Here is a 16,535-nt window from a genome sequence, read left to right as displayed (position 1 = left end):
CGGAGGCCAACTCAGGCATGAACAAATTTGTCAGATTAAGCGTTATCGCAGGTCTGTTAATGGCAGGAGCAGGGCTGGTTAATACCAGCTTTGCAGCGAATGAGAGTGCACCGGTCACTCTTGCTCAACTCCCTGACCTGACACAGGATCCTCAGGACGCCACGGTGAGCGAGCGTGTTACGGCACGCTTTACCCGTTCGCATTATCGTCAGTTCGACCTTAATGCAGATTTCTCAGCGAAGATCTTCGACCGTTACCTCAACATGCTCGATTATGGCCACAACGTATTGATGGCTTCCGATGTCGCACAATTTACTGATAAACGTGCAACCTTGGGTGAGGAACTGAAATCCGGTCAGTTAACCACGCCATACGCTTTATTCAATCTGGCGCAAAAGCGTCGCTTTGAACGCTACGACTATGCGTTAAAAGTGCTTGCCCGCCCGATGGATTTCACTGGCAACGACACGATTCAACTTGATCGCAGTAAATCCCCGTGGCCGAAAGACCGCGCGGAACTGGACAAATTGTGGGATGCGAAAGTCAAATATGACGAGCTGAACCTCAAGCTGACCGGTAAAAACGATCAGGAAATTCGCGACGTGCTCTCCAAACGCTATCATTTCGCGATGAAGCGTCTGACCCAAAGCAACAGCGAAGATGTATTCCAGTTGGTGATGAATGCCTTTGCGCATGAAATCGACCCGCATACCAATTACCTTTCTCCTCGCAGCACTGAGCAATTCAATACTGAAATGAGCCTGTCTCTTGAAGGTATTGGTGCCGTTCTGCAGGGTGACGACGATTATACGGTGATCAACTCAATGGTAGCAGGCGGCCCGGCGGCCAAAAGCAAAGCCATTGCAGTGGGTGACCGCATTGTCGGCGTAGGTCAGGTTCAGGCGGGTAAACCCTCACCGATTGTTGATGTGATCGGCTGGCGTCTTGATGACGTCGTCGCGCTCATCAAAGGACCAAAAGGCAGCAAAGTTCGCTTGCAGATCCTGCCAGCGGGCAAAAATGCTAAAAATCATGTGATTACCCTGACGCGCGAAAAAATTCGTCTGGAAGACCGTGCAGTCAAAATGACCATCAAAAATGTCGGCGCTGAAAAAGTTGCTGTCATGGACATTCCTGGCTTCTACGTTGGGTTGACGGACGACGTCAAAGTTCAGCTACAAAAAATGGCTAAGCAGAACGTTAACAGTCTGGTTATTGACCTGCGTACCAACGGCGGTGGCGCACTGACGGAAGCGGTTTCTCTGTCAGGTCTGTTTATCCCAAGTGGCCCGGTGGTTCAGGTTCGCGATAACAATGGCCGCATCCGTCAGGATAGCGATACCGATGGCGTCGTTTACTACAAAGGACCGCTGGTGGTTCTGGTTGACCGTTTCAGTGCTTCTGCGTCTGAAATCTTTGCTGCGGCAATGCAGGATTATGGCCGTGCGCTGATTGTAGGTGAACCGACCTTTGGTAAAGGTACCGTTCAGCAATACCGTTCGCTGAACCGTATTTACGATCAGATGCTGCGCCCGGAATGGCCGGCCTTGGGCTCCGTGCAATACACTATCCAGAAGTTCTATCGCATCAACGGCGGCAGCACTCAGCGTAAAGGGGTTACCCCGGATATTCTGATGCCTACCGGTATTGAATCGATTGAAACCGGCGAGAAGTTCGAAGATAACGCACTTCCGTGGGATAGCATCAACGCCGCGACGTACAATAAATTGGGTGACATGAAGCCGTTCCTGCCTGAGTTATTGAAAAATCACGATGCGCGTATTGCTAAGGATCCTGAGTTCCAGTACATCCAGCAAGATATTGCACGCTACAAAGCGCTGAAAGATAAACGTGATATTGCCTCTCTGAATTACGCACAGCGTGATAAAGAAGATAAAGAGGATGATGCACTGCGTCTTAACCGCCTGAATGAACGCTTCAAACGTGAAGGTAAGAAACCACTGAAATCTTTGGATGATTTGCCAAAAGACTATGTGGCACCGGATCCGTATCTTGATGAAGCCGACAATATCGCGGTTGATCTCGGCAAGCTGGAAAAAGCATTGAGTGATCAGGCTCCGGCTGCTGCGAAATAATCGCTTCGCTGATCTGCCTGTGAATTTAAGAAGCGCACTTCGGTGCGCTTTTTTTATGCCGTGAAAATGAAAGACAGCGCAATCTCGATGTTATATACCGTGGCTTTATCTGTGAAATAAAATACTTCAAAATGTAAAGTATTGTGATTTTGGGCCTTTAACGCCGCGGAACGCTTGAATCCGTGGAAGAAGCCCATAGGATCACTATCAGCCGGACGGGCATGTCCCGGTGGCAGGACCCAATGAATAATAATGAAGTAACGAAGAGGAATTGAAAATTTTATGATGCGTATAGCGTTGTTCCTGATGACAAACCTGGCAGTTATGCTGGTCTTTGGGCTGGTGCTCAGCCTGACAGGCATCCAGTCCAGCAGCGTGCCGGGGCTGATGATCATGGCCGGGTTGTTTGGCTTCGGCGGTTCCATCGTCTCTTTGCTGATGTCTAAATGGATGGCGTTGCGCTCGGTGGGCGGTGAAGTTATAGAGCAGCCACGTAACGAAACAGAGCGCTGGCTGGTCGAGACTGTGCGTCGCCAGTCACAGCAGGCGGGCATCGGTATGCCACAGGTGGCGATTTATCACGCGCCGGATATCAATGCGTTCGCTACCGGCGCACGACGCGATGCCTCTCTGGTTGCTGTCAGCACCGGTTTATTGCAAAGCATGAGTCAGGATGAAGCCGAAGCGGTTATCGCCCATGAGATCAGCCATATTGCGAATGGCGATATGGTGACCATGACCTTAATCCAGGGGATTGTGAATACTTTCGTGATCTTTATTTCCCGTCTGATTGCTCAGGTTGCCTCAGGCTTCCTGTCTGGCAACCGTGACGGCGAAGAGAGTAACGGCAATCCGATGATCTATTTTGCTGTCGCGACAGTGCTCGAACTGGTCTTTGGTATTTTGGCCAGCATCATTACGATGTGGTTCTCGCGATATCGCGAATTCCATGCCGATGCCGGTTCTGCGAAGTTGGTGGGCCGTGAGAAAATGATCGCAGCATTGCAGCGTCTGAAAACCAGCCATGAGCCGCAGGAAGCGGGCAGCATGATGGCGTTTTGCATCAACGGTAAATCTAAGTCTTTCAGTGAGCTGTTTATGTCTCACCCGCCGCTGGATAAACGTATTGAAGCACTTCGCAGCGGCGAATATCTGAAGTAATCCTCAGATATTGCCCATAAAAATGCCCGGCAATCGCCGGGCATTTTGCTTTCTGAGATCTGCTCAGGATTTCAGGTCTTCAGCAGCCTTTTGACTGCTGGTTTTCTGCGTCATTCTGAGCAGGCTGACCAGCGCGCCGGTTCCTGCCAGCGTACCGGCCAGTATCAGTGATGCATGTGTGCCGTGTTCCGGAAACAGGTTAAACATCAGCGCCACCATAGCCGCACCGGTCGTCTGCCCCAGAAGACGTGCGGTGCCTAACAACCCGCTTGCTCCGCCGCTGCGGTTTCGCGGCGCGGAAGTGATGATGGTGTGATTATTGGGAGACTGAAATAGCCCGAACCCCGCGCCGCACAACAGCATTCGCCAGATAATATTCAGATGTGAAGGCTCAGGCGGTAGCAGTGACAGCGAAAACAATCCGATTGAAAAGACGATAAGCCCGATACCTCCGAGCATGCCGGGGTGATAACGCTCAACCAGGCGACCGGCGATGGGTGCCATCACCATGGTTGCTAACGGCCATGGCGTCAGCAGTAAACCGGTGTCGACAGAGTTCAGCCCTAACGTATTTTGCAGGAAGAAGGGCAGAGAGACGAACGCCAGCATCTGCGCACTGAAGGAACACAGCGATGTGCCGAGAGAGAGGCTGAAGATCGGGATACGCAGTAAATCTACCGGCAATAACGGGAAAGGCTGTGAGAGCTGACGGCGTACAAAGAACCAGCCAATTATCAGCAAGGCGATGACCTCAGCCAAAATTAAGCCATGATTCTGACCCTGAGCAAACCCGCTGATAGCGATGATGAGCAAACCGAAGGTCAGTGCATTCATCACGCTGCTGGTAAAATCAAAACGCTGCCCCTGACTGCGTGTCGAATTGGCGGGCAGGAATTTAAGACCTAAAAGCAACGCCGCGACACCGATCGGCACGTTAATGGCGAACAGCCATTGCCAGGATGCCACTGACAGGATCCCGGCAGCAATCGTCGGGCCGGCGGCAGAGGAGACGGCCACAATCAGCGCGTTAATTCCCACTCCACGCCCCAGAAAGCGTTGCGGATAGATGATCCTGATCAGCGCCGTATTGACGCTCATGATTGCCGCTGCGCCAAAACCTTGTAAAACCCGTGCAATGGTCAGCGTCATCAGGGAGTCTGACAAAGCGCAAAACAAAGATGTAATGCTAAAAACCAGCAGACCTGTTTGATAAATGCGGCGATAGCCGAAAATATCGCCCAGAGAGGCGAGTGAAAGCAGGGAGATGGTAATCGCCAGCTGATAGGCGTTGACGACCCAAATCGACGCGGCCGGGCTGGCGTGAAAGTCATTGGCAATGGTCGGCAGGGCTACGTTGGCTATCGCGCCATCCAGCACAGAAACGGTGATACCCAGTGCGATAGCCAAAATCGCGCCGTATCGCTGGGGAAGGGGAAGTCCGTCGTTGGGTATAGCATTTTGGGTCATAGGATCTGTCAGCGCATAGTCATCAGTGAGGGTAATATTACTACGCTAATGAACTGAAAGTGACAACAGTCACAGTCTGTGACGAATTATTTAGTCTATGCATATTATGAAACAGGGTTAACAGTTCTCACATTCCTGTTCAACGGCTTGATTGCTTCTGTGTGACGCTTGCCACTATAATAAAAACCACGTTCTATTTTTTTTGAAACAAAACCAACGCGAGCAGGTAATTCACTCTATGGCTATCGCAGATCTTGATAAGCAACCCGATTCCGTTTCTTCCGTTCTGAAAGTTTTTGGTATTTTACAGGCGCTCGGCGAAGAGCGTGAAATTGGTATTACTGAACTTTCTCAACGCGTAATGATGTCGAAAAGCACGGTGTATCGCTTTTTACAGACGATGAAATCTCTGGGTTACGTCGCGCAGGAAGGGGAGTCAGAGAAATATTCACTGACGCTCAAATTGTTCGAGCTGGGTGCAAAGGCGTTGCAAAACGTTGATCTGATCCGCAGCGCTGATATTCAGATGCGTGAATTGTCACGCCTGACGCGCGAAACCATCCACCTCGGCGCGTTGGATGAAGATGGCATTGTCTACATCCACAAAATCGATTCCATGTACAACCTGCGTATGCATTCCCGTATTGGCCGACGTAATCCGTTGCACACAACGGCGATTGGTAAGGTGCTGATGGCCTGGGGTGACAAAGCCGAAGTAAGCGCACTGTTGCAGGAAATTGAGTTCACCCGCAGCACTGAAAATACCATTATGAATGCCGCTGACTTACAAACAGCGCTCGATCAGGTACGTGAACAGGGCTTTGGGGAAGATAATGAAGAGCAGGAGCAGGGCCTTCGCTGTATCGCCGTGCCGGTGTTCGATCGTTTCGGCGTGGTGATTGCCGGATTAAGCATTTCCTTCCCGACAATTCGTTTCTCTGAAGAAAGTAAGAGTGACTATGTTGCAATGCTGCATACCGCAGCGCGTAACATTTCAGAGCAAATTGGTTTCCACGATTATCCATTCTGAATTTGTGCCGAGCAGAACGACGTCTTCGCAAACCGAAATGATGACACGTGAAACGAAATGTTAAGCTTTGATTGAACACCTGATGGTGTCGACTGTTTCACACTGGCCGTAGTCTCACAGAGATTACGGCTTTTTTGTGTGACTGAATGAGGAACCAGGCCCGATGTTAATGAACTGCGATGTGTGTTTCTGATTACTGAACATGCCGCCAAAGCCAGCGGTTTCGGCTAAACATGTTCAGCATTCAGAACTTAGCGGTGTGCCAGCTCAGCTGTTTCTTCTGAATCCATAACTGCTTTATCAGTTTGTTTCATGATCTGGCTGGTGATCGTACCGGCTGTCATGGAACCACTCACGTTCAGTGCAGTACGTCCCATATCAATCAGCGGTTCCACTGAAATCAACAATGCAACCAGGGTAACCGGCAGGCCCATTGCCGGGAGCACGATCAGGGCTGCAAATGTTGCGCCGCCACCCACACCGGCTACACCGGCAGAGCTCAGGGTGACGATACCCACTAATGTTGCAATCCACACCGGATCAAACGGGTTGATGCCGACCGTTGGCGCCACCATCACTGCCAGCATGGTTGGATATAAACCTGCACAACCGTTCTGACCAATCGTTGCACCGAAGGATGCGGCGAAGCTGGCGATGGATTCAGGAATACCCAGACGGCGAGTTTGCGCTTCAACACTTAGCGGAATAGTTGCTGCACTTGAACGGCTGGTAAAGGCGAAAGTGAGCACCGGCCACACTTTACGGAAGAATTTCATCGGATTCACGCCGGTGAAAGACAACAGAATGGCATGGACGACAAACATAATCGCCAGACCCAAATACGAGGCCACAACGAAGCTGCCGAGCTTAACGATATCCTGAATGTTGGAGCCGGCCACGACTTTGGTCATTAAAGCCAGTACGCCGTACGGGGTCAGTTTCATCACCAGACGTACAAGCTTCATCACCCATGCCTGCAGGGTATCGATGAAGACCAGAACACGCGGGCCTTTTTCAGCATCGTCTTTCACCAACTGCAGGGCAGCAACGCCCACGAAGGCGGCAAAGATCACTACGCTGATGATCGACGTCGGGCTTGCACCGGTCAGGTCGGCAAACGGGTTCTTAGGAATAAAGGAAAGGATCAGCTGAGGTACACTCAGATCAGCCACTTTACCCACATAGTTGGATTGAATCGCCGTCAGACGCGCTGTTTCTTGCGTGCCTTGTACCAGACCTTCGGCGGTGAGTCCGAACAGACCGGTGACGAAGATACCCACCAGGGAGGCGATAAGCGTGGTAAACAACAGGGTACCGATGGTCAGGAAACTGATTTTACCTAAAGAAGATGCATTATGCAGTTTCGCCACGGCACTGAGAATTGACACAAAGACCAGCGGCATTACGATCATTTGCAGTAACTGAACGTAGCCGTTGCCGACAATATTGAACCAGGTAATTGACGTTTTCAGAATCGGGTCATCTGAACCATAGATCAGTTGCAGTGCCAGACCGAATACCACACCCAGACCCAAACCGGCCAGGACTTTTTTTGCCAGGCTCCATTGTTTATGACGTGTTTGCGCCAGCAATAAAAGCAAAGCGACAAAGACCACTACGTTAAGAACGAGCGGAAGATTCATACCAAACTCCAGACTTATAGTTTTATATTTAAACGGGTGTTCCCAAAGGGATTGCACCATCCCATAGCGTTGGGGTGCAGAATATCAGTTTGGGTGCCCGATCATTTATATCCAAAAAGAATGCATTATAACTTTTCGATGGTTTTTGTATTTATTTTCACCACATCGTCGCTATTTCAGTCTGATCAGATGAACAGCTTCAAAAGATGATTAAAAATGTCAGGATTGATTGCACCAATAATGGGCGTCCAGTCTGGCCAGAACAGCGTAAGCCCCACCAGCATCAGACAGAGCGTTCGTTCCAGCTGATTACCTTTCTGACTGTTAATAATGGGCAGGCGAAAGCGCCACCGGCATGGCCAAAGCAGGGGAACCCCCGCTGGCGTGAGCATATCTGCAAGTATATGACTGAGATAACCAATGATCATGGCATGAAAAGCATCAGCCGGAATAACCCAGTCGTGGGGGAAATGCGTGCGTAGCAGGAAAATGCCGCCAATGACGGCCAGCAAACTGTGTGTAAAACCGCGATGCCCGAAGGCGCGTGCTATGGGGTGAGAAATCCATTTCAGACGCTGGCCAATCAGAGATTTGGGATGATCGATGTCCGGCAACAGGCAGGTCAGTAATGAACCGGGAATAATATGCCACCAGTCGCCGTGCGCCAGCTCGGGAGAGAGCTGCGCCTTCTTGGCAAATACCGCACAGGCGATAGAAAAAATGAGGTGGCCTTCCGCCGTCATGACGCGTCCGAACTGGATAACTGTTATTTTATCCAGTATAAGTGAAACTGTCACAATCTTGAAAGCAGAACCCTGTAACTAATTGTCAACGGTATGATTAAAATGAAAAAGGCGTATAAAAATACGCCTTAATACTGTCACGTATTCTCAGTTAGCGTGCCAGCCAGCCTCCGTCCACGGCAATGGTATATCCATTGACGTAATCAGACGCTTGAGAGGCCAGAAACACCACCGGCCCCATTACATCTTCCGGTAAACCCCAGCGTCCCGCAGGAATACGATCGAGGATCTCCTTGCTGCGTTCACCGTCTGAACGGAGCTGCTCAGTATTATTAGTCGCCATATAGCCCGGCGCAATAGCATTGACGTTAACCCCATGTTTGGCCCATTCATTGGCCATCAGTCGCGTAAGGCCCATCACCGCACTTTTAGACGCTGTATACGAAGGTACGCGGATCCCACCCTGATAGGATAACATTGAGGCAATGTTGATGATTTTCCCGCCGGTGCCTTGCTTAATAAACTGTTTAGCCACTGCCTGAGACATAAAGAATAACGTCTTACTGTTGACGTTCATCACGTCGTCCCAGTTTTTTTCACTGAACTCAATGGCATCTTCGCGGCGAATAATGCCTGCATTGTTAACCAGAATATCAATATGGCCGAACTCATTAAGCGCCTGAACAATCAGTTCAGGAATGCCCTGAATACTGCTCAGATCGGCACGGAGATCCAGAAAACGGCGTCCGGTAGCCATGATTTTTTCAGCCGTTTCGCCTGGCTCAGAAACATTAATGCCCACGATGTCGCACCCGGCCTGCGCCAGTCCCAGCGCCATTCCTTGTCCAAGACCCGTGTTGCAACCGGTCACAATGGCGACTTTACCTGTTAATTCAAACGCATTGAGGATCATAATCAGAGTCTCTTTTGCTTCGGCACGTTCGCCTGAAAGATTGGATGACTCCGCCATATCATGGCGGAGTCGCTGGATTAGCGAATTTCGCTGACTTTGACGTGATCCATATCGTCGAAGACCTGGTTTTCTCCCACCATGCCCCAGATAAAGGTGTAATTCTTAGTACCGACGCCGGAATGGATCGACCAGCTGGGTGAAATTACGGCTTGTTCGTTATGCACCAGCAGATGGCGCGTTTCCTGTGGTTTGCCCATCATATGGAAGACGGCGGTTTCTTCTTCCATGTTGAAGTAGAAATACACTTCCATGCGGCGTTCATGCGTATGGCACGGCATGGTATTCCACAGGCTGCCTTCTTCCAGCTTGGTCAGCCCCATGGTCAGCTGACAGGTTTCCAGCACGTCCGGAACAATGAATTTGTTGATTGTCCGGCGGTTGCTGGTGGCAGCATCACCGATGGTTTGCGGCGATGCTTCTGCCAGCGTGATTTTTTTGTTTGGGAAAGTGGTGTGCGCAGGGGCGCTGTTGTAATAGAACTTGGCGGGTTTTGTCGTATCAATGCTGCTGAATTCAACCTGCTTTGCGCCTTTGCCCACATACAGCGCTTCTTCATGACCAATCTCATACGTTGTGCCATCAACGACGATAATACCTGGCCCGCCAATGTTTATCACGCCCAACTCACGTCGCTCAAGGAAATAGCTGACACCGAGTTGCTTACCGACTTCATCACCGACAGAAACCGATTTTTCAGCGGGCATTACGCCACCGACGATGATGCGGTCGATATGGCTATAGGTCATGGTGTAAGTATTTCTTTCGAAAATTTTCTCGATAAGAAATTCGCGGCGTAACTCAGCAGTATCGAGCGTTTTAGCGTGGTCGCTGTGAATGCTTTGACGAACTTGCATGTCGTGCCTCTTGTGCGTTGTGTTGTGCATATAAAGGAGGACTTGCCGGGCTAGTCTGACCGTTGCGTGGCAGTGACAGCGTACAGAAGCAGGAGAGCTCCCGGCTCGTCCGTGTTGCAGAAATCATAAGGTCATCGGTATATGAATTCAATAAAAATGAAATAACGTTTTATTTATTTTTGAGGCAGCTCAAGATTTCTGACATTAATCCGTTGTGATGTCAGTTTTAGTGCAGATAACGCGAGGGATTTAGCAGGAGGAGAGGAGGCGCAGCTGCAAGAATGCGCTGCGCCTCAGGTTCAGCTGATGTGCGAAGGACGCAATTCTTCGAGAGTAGAAAGCCGGCTATCGGCCAGGGCCCAGCGAGGATCTGCACTGAACTCATGAGCCGGCACCACTATTGAGCGCATACGTGCCGCTTTCGTCGCGATCATGCCGTTAAACGAGTCTTCCAGCGTCACGCAATGCAGCGGATCCACCTGTAACTGTGCGGCGGCGAGTAAGTAAACTTCCGGATGTGGCTTGCTGTAGGGTAAGTGTTCTGCAGAGACGCGAACCTGAAAATACGATTGCAGGTTAAACATTTCCAGTACGGTATCCAGCATATGCAGTGGCGATGCTGAGGCCAGACCGATCTTCAGCCCCTGATCGCGGCAAAGCTCCAGCGCGTGCGTGACGCCAGGCAACAGCGGGCGAGTTTGTTCCACCAGTTCAAGGGTGCGGGCGATGACCATCGCCGATGCTTCTTCCTGGCTTGGGCCTTGCCACGGCAATACCTGATACCACATCCGCACCACCTGATCGATGCGCAAACCAAGGGTATCCGGCAGTAAATGGCGCTGTGAGATATCCACACCGAGGCTGCTAAAAACATCCAGCTCTGCCTGAACCCATAAAGGTTCAGAGTCAATCAACAGACCATCCATATCGAAAATTGCGGCGTTAACGGGGCGGGCATAGGCCATGCGGGCGAACTCCATATCAGTGAATTAGACTGTTACTGTATCACCGGCTGAGAAAGGGTTAAATCTGTTGCAAAAAATCCTAAAGCAGCCATTTTCAGGTCAGTATTTTGCTAACTGGTTAAAATGATGAGCGGTTCAGACTTTCTGTGGGTAAACTTAGCGGAAGATAAAGACGTCCTAACAAGGGGAATTCATGACGTACCAACAAGCCGGGCGTGTCGCGGTCCTGAAAAGAGTTGCCGGGTGGATAATTTTCATTCCCGCGCTGCTTTCCACATTGATTTCATTGCTTAACTTCATTAATGAACACACTAAAACTCAAGAGGGTATCAACGCGGTAATGCTGGATTTTGTCCATGTTATGGTGGACATGGCGCGTTTTAACACCACATTCCTCAACGTGTTCTGGTACAACTCGCCTGTGCCGTCACTGGGGCAGGGATTCACCAGCGCGAATATTATGTTCTTCGTTATCTACTGGCTGATCTTCGTCGGGCTGGCACTTCAGGCTTCTGGCGCAAGAATGTCACGTCAGGTGAAACATATTCGGGAAGGCATTCAGGATCAGCTGATACTTGAGCAGGCAAAAGGCGCAGAAGGGCGTACACGTCCCCAGATTGAAGAGCGCATCGTGATCCCCCGACATACCATTCTTGTGCAATATTTTCCGCTGTATATTCTGCCCGCCATCATTGCGGTTATCGGCTATTTCATTTTGAAATTATTAGGTTTACTGGGGTGACCCCGGTGAAACCGGCGGGTTAATTTAAGCCGCCTTGACGCATAAATAAGGCCTGAATATTTCAGTTATTCAGGCCTTATTCGTTTGTGCATTTACTCATGTATCCTGCTAATTAAAATCTTCGTGTAACAACCTTTCCACCGCGCGTTGCGCGACGACCTGATGCTGGCCACCGAATAAATTGCTGCGGTTCAGCAGATAATATAACTGGTATATCGGTTGCCTCGAAATGAAGTCGTCGGGAAGCGGCGTCTTGCTCTGATAGCCGTCGTAAAGCTGAGGCGGAACGTTAGGATATAATGGCAGCATCGCCAGGTCGCACTCGCGATCGCCCCAGTAACAGGCAGGATCGAAAATCACCGGACCGTTTTCAGAGAGTCCACAATTATGCGGCCATAAATCACCATGCAGCAGGGAAGGCTGAGGCTGATGGTTCTGTAGCCGCCCATGAACCATTGCAGTGATGTCGTCTATATTGCCGAAAATCATGCCTTTTTCAGCTGCCAGCTGTAATTGCCAGCCGATGCGTTGTTCGGCAAAAAATGTTGCCCAGCGTCTCTGCCAGCTGTTGGGCTGAGGAAGTGTTGCCAGTTCATTATCGAAATCCAGCCCGAACTGCAGTTGTTCACTCCACTGGTGCAGAGCGGCAAGTTGTTGACCTAAAAGATAGGCATTATGCGCATCGAGAGATTTTTGCGGAATATATTCAAGTAACAGAAAACTGTAATCCCGGTCACTGCCCACGCCATAAACCTCAGGAACGCGGACTGTCTGACTGCGGGCGAGCAGGGCGAGTTGATCGGCTTCGGCGGCGAAAATAGGCAGCATTTCGCGCGCGTTGCATTTCACAAACACATCCCTGTCACCATAACTCAGCCGCCAGGCGGGATGTATTTCACCTCCCGGAAGCTCAACACGTTCGCGGATTTCTGCACTGCCCAGATGTTCACTCAACAAACGATTGACGGCTTGCCACATGGTATGACCCCTTCTGACTGGCCCGATAATTCATTAAGTTAGCGTTTTTTCCGCTTCAAAAACCCGATCCGGCGCACGGCTGAACCAGAAGACGGTGTTAATTTTCGCCCTATGAGATGCAGACTTCCTGAACTTGAAAAACAACGAAAATGCTAATTTCAGAATATGTGAAGTGAAAGAGGTTTTATAAGCAGAATTATCTTATCGACATGCTTCTAACCCCTTTGTTTAACAAAACATTAATAATAATAGACTAAAAATATATTCAGGTGAGGAAAGAAGATGTATATGCTACATCTCGTCCAAGTCGCGAGAGAGATAATGTGAAACCAAACATTCTTTATTTGATGGCCGCGCTATTACTGGCGGGTTGCGCTAAAGAAACGCCGGTTCAGACGACGCATTTTTTGAAACCATCACCGCCTTCACGGGCTGATACATCATTAATGCATCAGGGCCCCTACGGCGAAGTGATTCGCCAGGCGGCAAGCACTTACGGCGTAGATGAAACACTGGTAAAAGCCATCATTCAGGTCGAATCTGGATATAACCCAACCGTTGTCAGTAAATCGAATGCGATTGGGTTAATGCAGCTAAAGGCCTCAACGGCAGGACGCGATGCCTACCGGATGAAAGGACGCTACGGTCAGCCTTCACCGCGTGATCTGAAAGATCCTGCGGTGAATATCGATTTGGGCACCGCGTATTTGAGCATTTTGCAGCAACAGCTCGCTGGTATAAATAACCCTGAGACGCGCCGTTATGCCACTACCGTAGCCTATGTCAACGGTGCTGGCGCGTTGCTGAGAACCTTCGCGAAAGATAAAACATTCGCGATTGCTCAGATCAACCAGATGTCGCCAACGGAGTTTTATCAGCATGTTCAGAACAAACATCCTGCTCCACAGGCGCCACGTTACTTGTGGAAAGTGAACAATGCTTACCTCGCGATGCGGTAAGCATTGAATTTCCCGCCCGCGGTTCAGGCTGCTGGCGGGAAGGTTTTGATAATCTCAATAATACCGTTGATGACGAACTGAACGCCCATACACACCAGCAAAAATCCCATCAGACGCGAAATCGCTTCAATCCCGCTTTTACCGACCAGACGCATAATGGCGCCTGAACTGCGTAGTGAAATCCACAAAATCATGCCCACTAAAAAGAAAATCATCACCGGTGCAACGGTAATAATCCAGTGCGGATAGTCAGATGATTTCACGGTCGCAGCACTGCTGATGATCATGGCAATGGTGCCCGGCCCGGCGGTACTTGGCATAGCAAGAGGCACAAAAGCGATATTTGGCGAATCCTGTTTCTTCATTTCCGCCGTTTTGTTCTCGATAAGAATTCTTTCTTCGACGTGTGGCTGCGGGAAAAGCATTCTGAAGCCGATAAAGGAGACGATAAGCCCCCCCGCAATTCGCAGGCCGGGAATCGAAATCCCGAACGTATTCATCACCACCTGTCCGGCGTAATACGCCACCATCATGATGATAAATACATACACCGAGGCCATCAGCGATTGCTGGTTTCTTTCCTGAGTGGTCATATTCCCTGAAAGCCCGAGCATTAATGCCACGGTTGTCAGTGGATTTGCCAGCGGAAGCAGTACCATCAGGCCCAATCCCAAAACTTCAAATAACTGCCTGACTTCTGTCATATCCTTCCCTTTTTTGAAATGCTGCTGTGGTTACCTTAGCGTGTCAGGGGGGGATTACACGAAAAATATCCGCTTTTAGCAACACAGGTCGCTGGAAATTCGCACTTTACGGATGGTAAACTCCTTGCCTGTTTTTACGTCGCATCCCGGTACACTCTCTTGATGTATCGAAGGTGTCTATATTTGGCAAAGTAAAGCTGAATAGCGTGAATAACTAAATGAATTTACACTCAAATATTTTTCTAGATGTGCTCTGTCGTGTGGGGCACCACTGTAGATTAAGGAATTAACATGCCTGTTATTACTCTTCCTGACGGAAGCCAGCGCGTTTTTGATCGTCCCGTTTCCCCCCTTGATGTTGCGCTTGATATCGGACCTGGTCTGGCCAAAGCCTGTATCGCAGGTCGCGTAAACGGTGAGCTGGTTGATGCCACCGATCTTATCGAGACAGACGCTCAACTGGCGATCATTACTACCAAAGACGAAGCCGGTCTTGAAATTCTGCGCCACTCCTGTGCGCACCTTTTGGGTCATGCCATTAAACAATTGTGGCCGGATACCAAAATGGCAATCGGCCCGGTTATCGACAATGGCTTCTATTACGACGTGGATTTAGATCGTACGTTGACTCAGGAAGACATCGAACTGCTTGAAAAGCGCATGCACGAACTGGCTGAAAAGAATTACGACGTTATTAAAAAGAAAGTCAGCTGGCAGGAAGCACGCGATACCTTTGCAAGCCGTGGCGAAGAATACAAAGTGGCGATCCTGGATGAAAACATCAGTCATGATGACCGTCCGGGCCTGTATCACCACGAAGAATATGTTGATATGTGCCGTGGTCCGCACGTGCCTAATATGCGTTTCTGCCATCATTTCAAATTGCAGAAAACCTCTGGTGCGTATTGGCGTGGTAACAGCGACAACAAAATGCTGCAACGCATTTACGGCACCGCGTGGGCTGAGAAAAAACAACTCAACGCCTATCTGCAACGCCTTGAAGAGGCGGGTAAGCGCGACCACCGTAAAATCGGTAAACAGCTTGACCTGTATCACATGCAGGAAGAAGCGCCAGGTATGGTGTTCTGGCACAATGACGGCTGGACCATCTTCCGCGAGCTGGAAGCCTTTGTGCGCATGAAACTGAAGTCTTACGACTATCAGGAAGTGAAAGGTCCGTTCATGATGGACCGTGTGCTGTGGGAAAAAACAGGGCACTGGGAAAACTACAAAGAGGCCATGTTCACCACGTCTTCTGAGAACCGTGAATATTGCATCAAACCAATGAACTGCCCGGGACACGTTCAGATCTTTAATCAGGGTCTGAAATCCTACCGTGATCTGCCGCTGCGTATGGCCGAGTTCGGCAGCTGCCACCGTAATGAGCCATCAGGCGCATTGCATGGCCTGATGCGTGTTCGCGGCTTCACTCAGGACGATGCACACATCTTCTGTACTGAAGAGCAGGTGCGCGACGAAGTGAACAGCTGCATCCGCATGGTTTACGATATGTACAGTACATTTGGGTTCCAGAAGATTGTGGTGAAATTATCCACCCGTCCTGAGAAGCGCATTGGTACTGACGAAATGTGGACTCGTGCAGAGGACGATCTGGCGGCAGCACTGACAGAAAATGAGATTCCGTTCGAATATCAGCCGGGTGAAGGTGCGTTCTACGGTCCAAAAATTGAATTTACCTTGCACGATTGTTTGGATCGTGCGTGGCAGTGTGGTACCGTGCAGCTCGACTTTTCATTACCTGGTCGCTTGAACGCCTCTTATATTGGCGAAAGTAACGACCGTCAGGTCCCGGTAATGATTCACCGTGCTATCCTGGGTTCAATGGAGCGCTTCATTGGTATTCTGACTGAAGAATACGCAGGCTTCTTCCCAACATGGATGGCTCCGGTTCAGGTAGTGATCATGAATATCACTGATACACAAGCTACCTATGTCGAAGAATTAACTAAAAAACTGCAAGAAGCAGGCATTCGCGTTAAAGCCGACTTGAGAAATGAGAAGATTGGCTTTAAAATTCGCGAACACACGCTACGCCGTGTTCCTTACATGTTAGTTTGTGGCGATAAAGAGGTCGAAGCGGGCAAAGTTGCCGTTCGAACTCGCCGCGGCAAAGACTTAGGAAGCATGGACGTTAGCGAAGTCGTTGACAAACTGCTGGCGGAGATCCGCAGCAGAAGTCTTCATCAACTGGAGGAATAA

General features: G+C 49.9%; 14 protein-coding genes. 6 read left to right on the top strand and 8 right to left on the bottom strand.

What is annotated here, in order from left to right:
- The first annotated feature begins 17 nt into the window (after positions 1–17).
- Complete coding sequence (gene prc, locus ACO0U8_RS02655; RefSeq protein ID WP_056773407.1) at positions 18–2,096, top strand: carboxy terminal-processing peptidase; 2,079 nt, start codon at positions 18–20, stop codon at positions 2,094–2,096.
- A gap of 282 nt (positions 2,097–2,378) precedes the next feature.
- Positions 2,379–3,257, top strand: a complete 879-nt coding sequence (gene htpX, locus ACO0U8_RS02650; protein WP_056773410.1) for a protease HtpX — start codon at positions 2,379–2,381, stop codon at positions 3,255–3,257.
- Between the two features lie 63 nt (positions 3,258–3,320).
- Here htpX and ACO0U8_RS02645 read toward each other — a convergent pair whose 3' ends face one another.
- The gene (locus ACO0U8_RS02645; protein ID WP_421670215.1) at positions 3,321–4,724 is read right to left on the bottom strand and encodes an MFS transporter; all 1,404 of its coding nucleotides are present in this window, start codon (positions 4,722–4,724) and stop codon (positions 3,321–3,323) included.
- A 238-nt stretch (positions 4,725–4,962) separates the two neighbouring features.
- Between ACO0U8_RS02645 and kdgR the strand changes: the two genes are divergently transcribed.
- A complete protein-coding gene (gene kdgR, locus ACO0U8_RS02640; protein ID WP_056773416.1) occupies positions 4,963–5,754 on the top strand; it encodes a DNA-binding transcriptional regulator KdgR in 792 nt (263 codons plus the stop codon).
- Between the two features lie 251 nt (positions 5,755–6,005).
- Here kdgR and ACO0U8_RS02635 read toward each other — a convergent pair whose 3' ends face one another.
- The 5 genes from ACO0U8_RS02635 to hxpB form a co-directional block, all read right to left on the bottom strand.
- Entirely contained in the window at positions 6,006–7,397 is a 1,392-nt protein-coding gene (locus ACO0U8_RS02635; RefSeq protein WP_217204684.1) for an L-cystine transporter, read from the bottom strand.
- 185 nt (positions 7,398–7,582) lie between these two features.
- Positions 7,583–8,140 carry a metal-dependent hydrolase gene (locus ACO0U8_RS02630; RefSeq protein WP_122096205.1) on the bottom strand — a complete coding sequence of 186 codons (558 nt, stop codon included), beginning with the start codon at positions 8,138–8,140 and terminating at the stop codon, positions 7,583–7,585.
- A 151-nt stretch (positions 8,141–8,291) separates the two neighbouring features.
- Positions 8,292–9,053, bottom strand: coding sequence for a 2-dehydro-3-deoxy-D-gluconate 5-dehydrogenase KduD (gene kduD, locus ACO0U8_RS02625; protein WP_421670664.1), 762 nt, complete (start codon positions 9,051–9,053; stop codon positions 8,292–8,294).
- A 77-nt stretch (positions 9,054–9,130) separates the two neighbouring features.
- A complete protein-coding gene (gene kduI, locus ACO0U8_RS02620; protein WP_056773426.1) occupies positions 9,131–9,967 on the bottom strand; it encodes a 5-dehydro-4-deoxy-D-glucuronate isomerase in 837 nt (278 codons plus the stop codon).
- Between the two features lie 299 nt (positions 9,968–10,266).
- Positions 10,267–10,932, bottom strand: coding sequence for a hexitol phosphatase HxpB (hxpB, locus tag ACO0U8_RS02615; RefSeq protein ID WP_421670214.1), 666 nt, complete (start codon positions 10,930–10,932; stop codon positions 10,267–10,269).
- Between the two features lie 193 nt (positions 10,933–11,125).
- On the opposite strand from hxpB, the gene ACO0U8_RS02610 reads away from it, so the two are divergent.
- On the top strand, positions 11,126–11,674 hold the full coding sequence (locus ACO0U8_RS02610) for a YniB family protein (protein ID WP_056773435.1): 549 nt from the start codon (positions 11,126–11,128) through the stop codon (positions 11,672–11,674).
- Positions 11,675–11,782: 108 nt separating this feature from the next.
- Here the strand turns inward: ACO0U8_RS02610 and ACO0U8_RS02605 are convergent, their stop codons facing one another.
- Entirely contained in the window at positions 11,783–12,652 is an 870-nt protein-coding gene (locus ACO0U8_RS02605) for a fructosamine kinase family protein (protein ID WP_056773440.1), read from the bottom strand.
- Between the two features lie 323 nt (positions 12,653–12,975).
- On the opposite strand from ACO0U8_RS02605, the gene ACO0U8_RS02600 reads away from it, so the two are divergent.
- Entirely contained in the window at positions 12,976–13,611 is a 636-nt protein-coding gene (locus tag ACO0U8_RS02600) for a transglycosylase SLT domain-containing protein (protein ID WP_082465712.1), read from the top strand.
- Positions 13,612–13,634: 23 nt separating this feature from the next.
- On the opposite strand, the gene ACO0U8_RS02595 is transcribed toward ACO0U8_RS02600, so the two are convergent.
- Complete coding sequence (locus ACO0U8_RS02595) at positions 13,635–14,315, bottom strand: MarC family NAAT transporter (RefSeq protein WP_122096208.1); 681 nt, start codon at positions 14,313–14,315, stop codon at positions 13,635–13,637.
- A gap of 291 nt (positions 14,316–14,606) precedes the next feature.
- Between ACO0U8_RS02595 and thrS the strand changes: the two genes are divergently transcribed.
- Positions 14,607–16,535, top strand: a complete 1,929-nt coding sequence (gene thrS, locus ACO0U8_RS02590; RefSeq protein WP_122096209.1) for a threonine--tRNA ligase — start codon at positions 14,607–14,609, stop codon at positions 16,533–16,535.

The organism is Rahnella sp. EDr1-12, assembly GCF_049206505.1.
GTDB lineage: Bacteria > Pseudomonadota > Gammaproteobacteria > Enterobacterales > Enterobacteriaceae > Rahnella > Rahnella rivi.
Note: the sequence above shows the minus strand (reverse complement) of the source record. Positions and strands in the feature narration are given on the sequence as shown.

Excerpts from the sequence above, each read along its gene's own strand:
- htpX (WP_056773410.1), top strand. The coding sequence starts at position 2,379 with ATGATGCGTATAGCGTTGTTCCTGATGACAAACCTGGCAGTTATGCTG.
- ACO0U8_RS02610 (WP_056773435.1), top strand. The coding sequence starts at position 11,126 with ATGACGTACCAACAAGCCGGGCGTGTCGCGGTCCTGAAAAGAGTTGCC.
- ACO0U8_RS02635 (WP_217204684.1), bottom strand. The coding sequence starts at position 7,397 with ATGAATCTTCCGCTCGTTCTTAACGTAGTGGTCTTTGTCGCTTTGCTT.
- kduD (WP_421670664.1), bottom strand. The coding sequence starts at position 9,053 with ATGATCCTCAATGCGTTTGAATTAACAGGTAAAGTCGCCATTGTGACC.
- ACO0U8_RS02605 (WP_056773440.1), bottom strand. The coding sequence starts at position 12,652 with ATGTGGCAAGCCGTCAATCGTTTGTTGAGTGAACATCTGGGCAGTGCA.
- thrS (WP_122096209.1), top strand. The coding sequence starts at position 14,607 with ATGCCTGTTATTACTCTTCCTGACGGAAGCCAGCGCGTTTTTGATCGT.
- ACO0U8_RS02645 (WP_421670215.1), bottom strand. The coding sequence starts at position 4,724 with ATGACCCAAAATGCTATACCCAACGACGGACTTCCCCTTCCCCAGCGA.
- kduI (WP_056773426.1), bottom strand. The coding sequence starts at position 9,967 with ATGCAAGTTCGTCAAAGCATTCACAGCGACCACGCTAAAACGCTCGAT.
- ACO0U8_RS02630 (WP_122096205.1), bottom strand. The coding sequence starts at position 8,140 with ATGACGGCGGAAGGCCACCTCATTTTTTCTATCGCCTGTGCGGTATTT.
- kdgR (WP_056773416.1), top strand. The coding sequence starts at position 4,963 with ATGGCTATCGCAGATCTTGATAAGCAACCCGATTCCGTTTCTTCCGTT.
- ACO0U8_RS02595 (WP_122096208.1), bottom strand. The coding sequence starts at position 14,315 with ATGACAGAAGTCAGGCAGTTATTTGAAGTTTTGGGATTGGGCCTGATG.
- hxpB (WP_421670214.1), bottom strand. The coding sequence starts at position 10,932 with ATGGCCTATGCCCGCCCCGTTAACGCCGCAATTTTCGATATGGATGGT.
- prc (WP_056773407.1), top strand. The coding sequence starts at position 18 with ATGAACAAATTTGTCAGATTAAGCGTTATCGCAGGTCTGTTAATGGCA.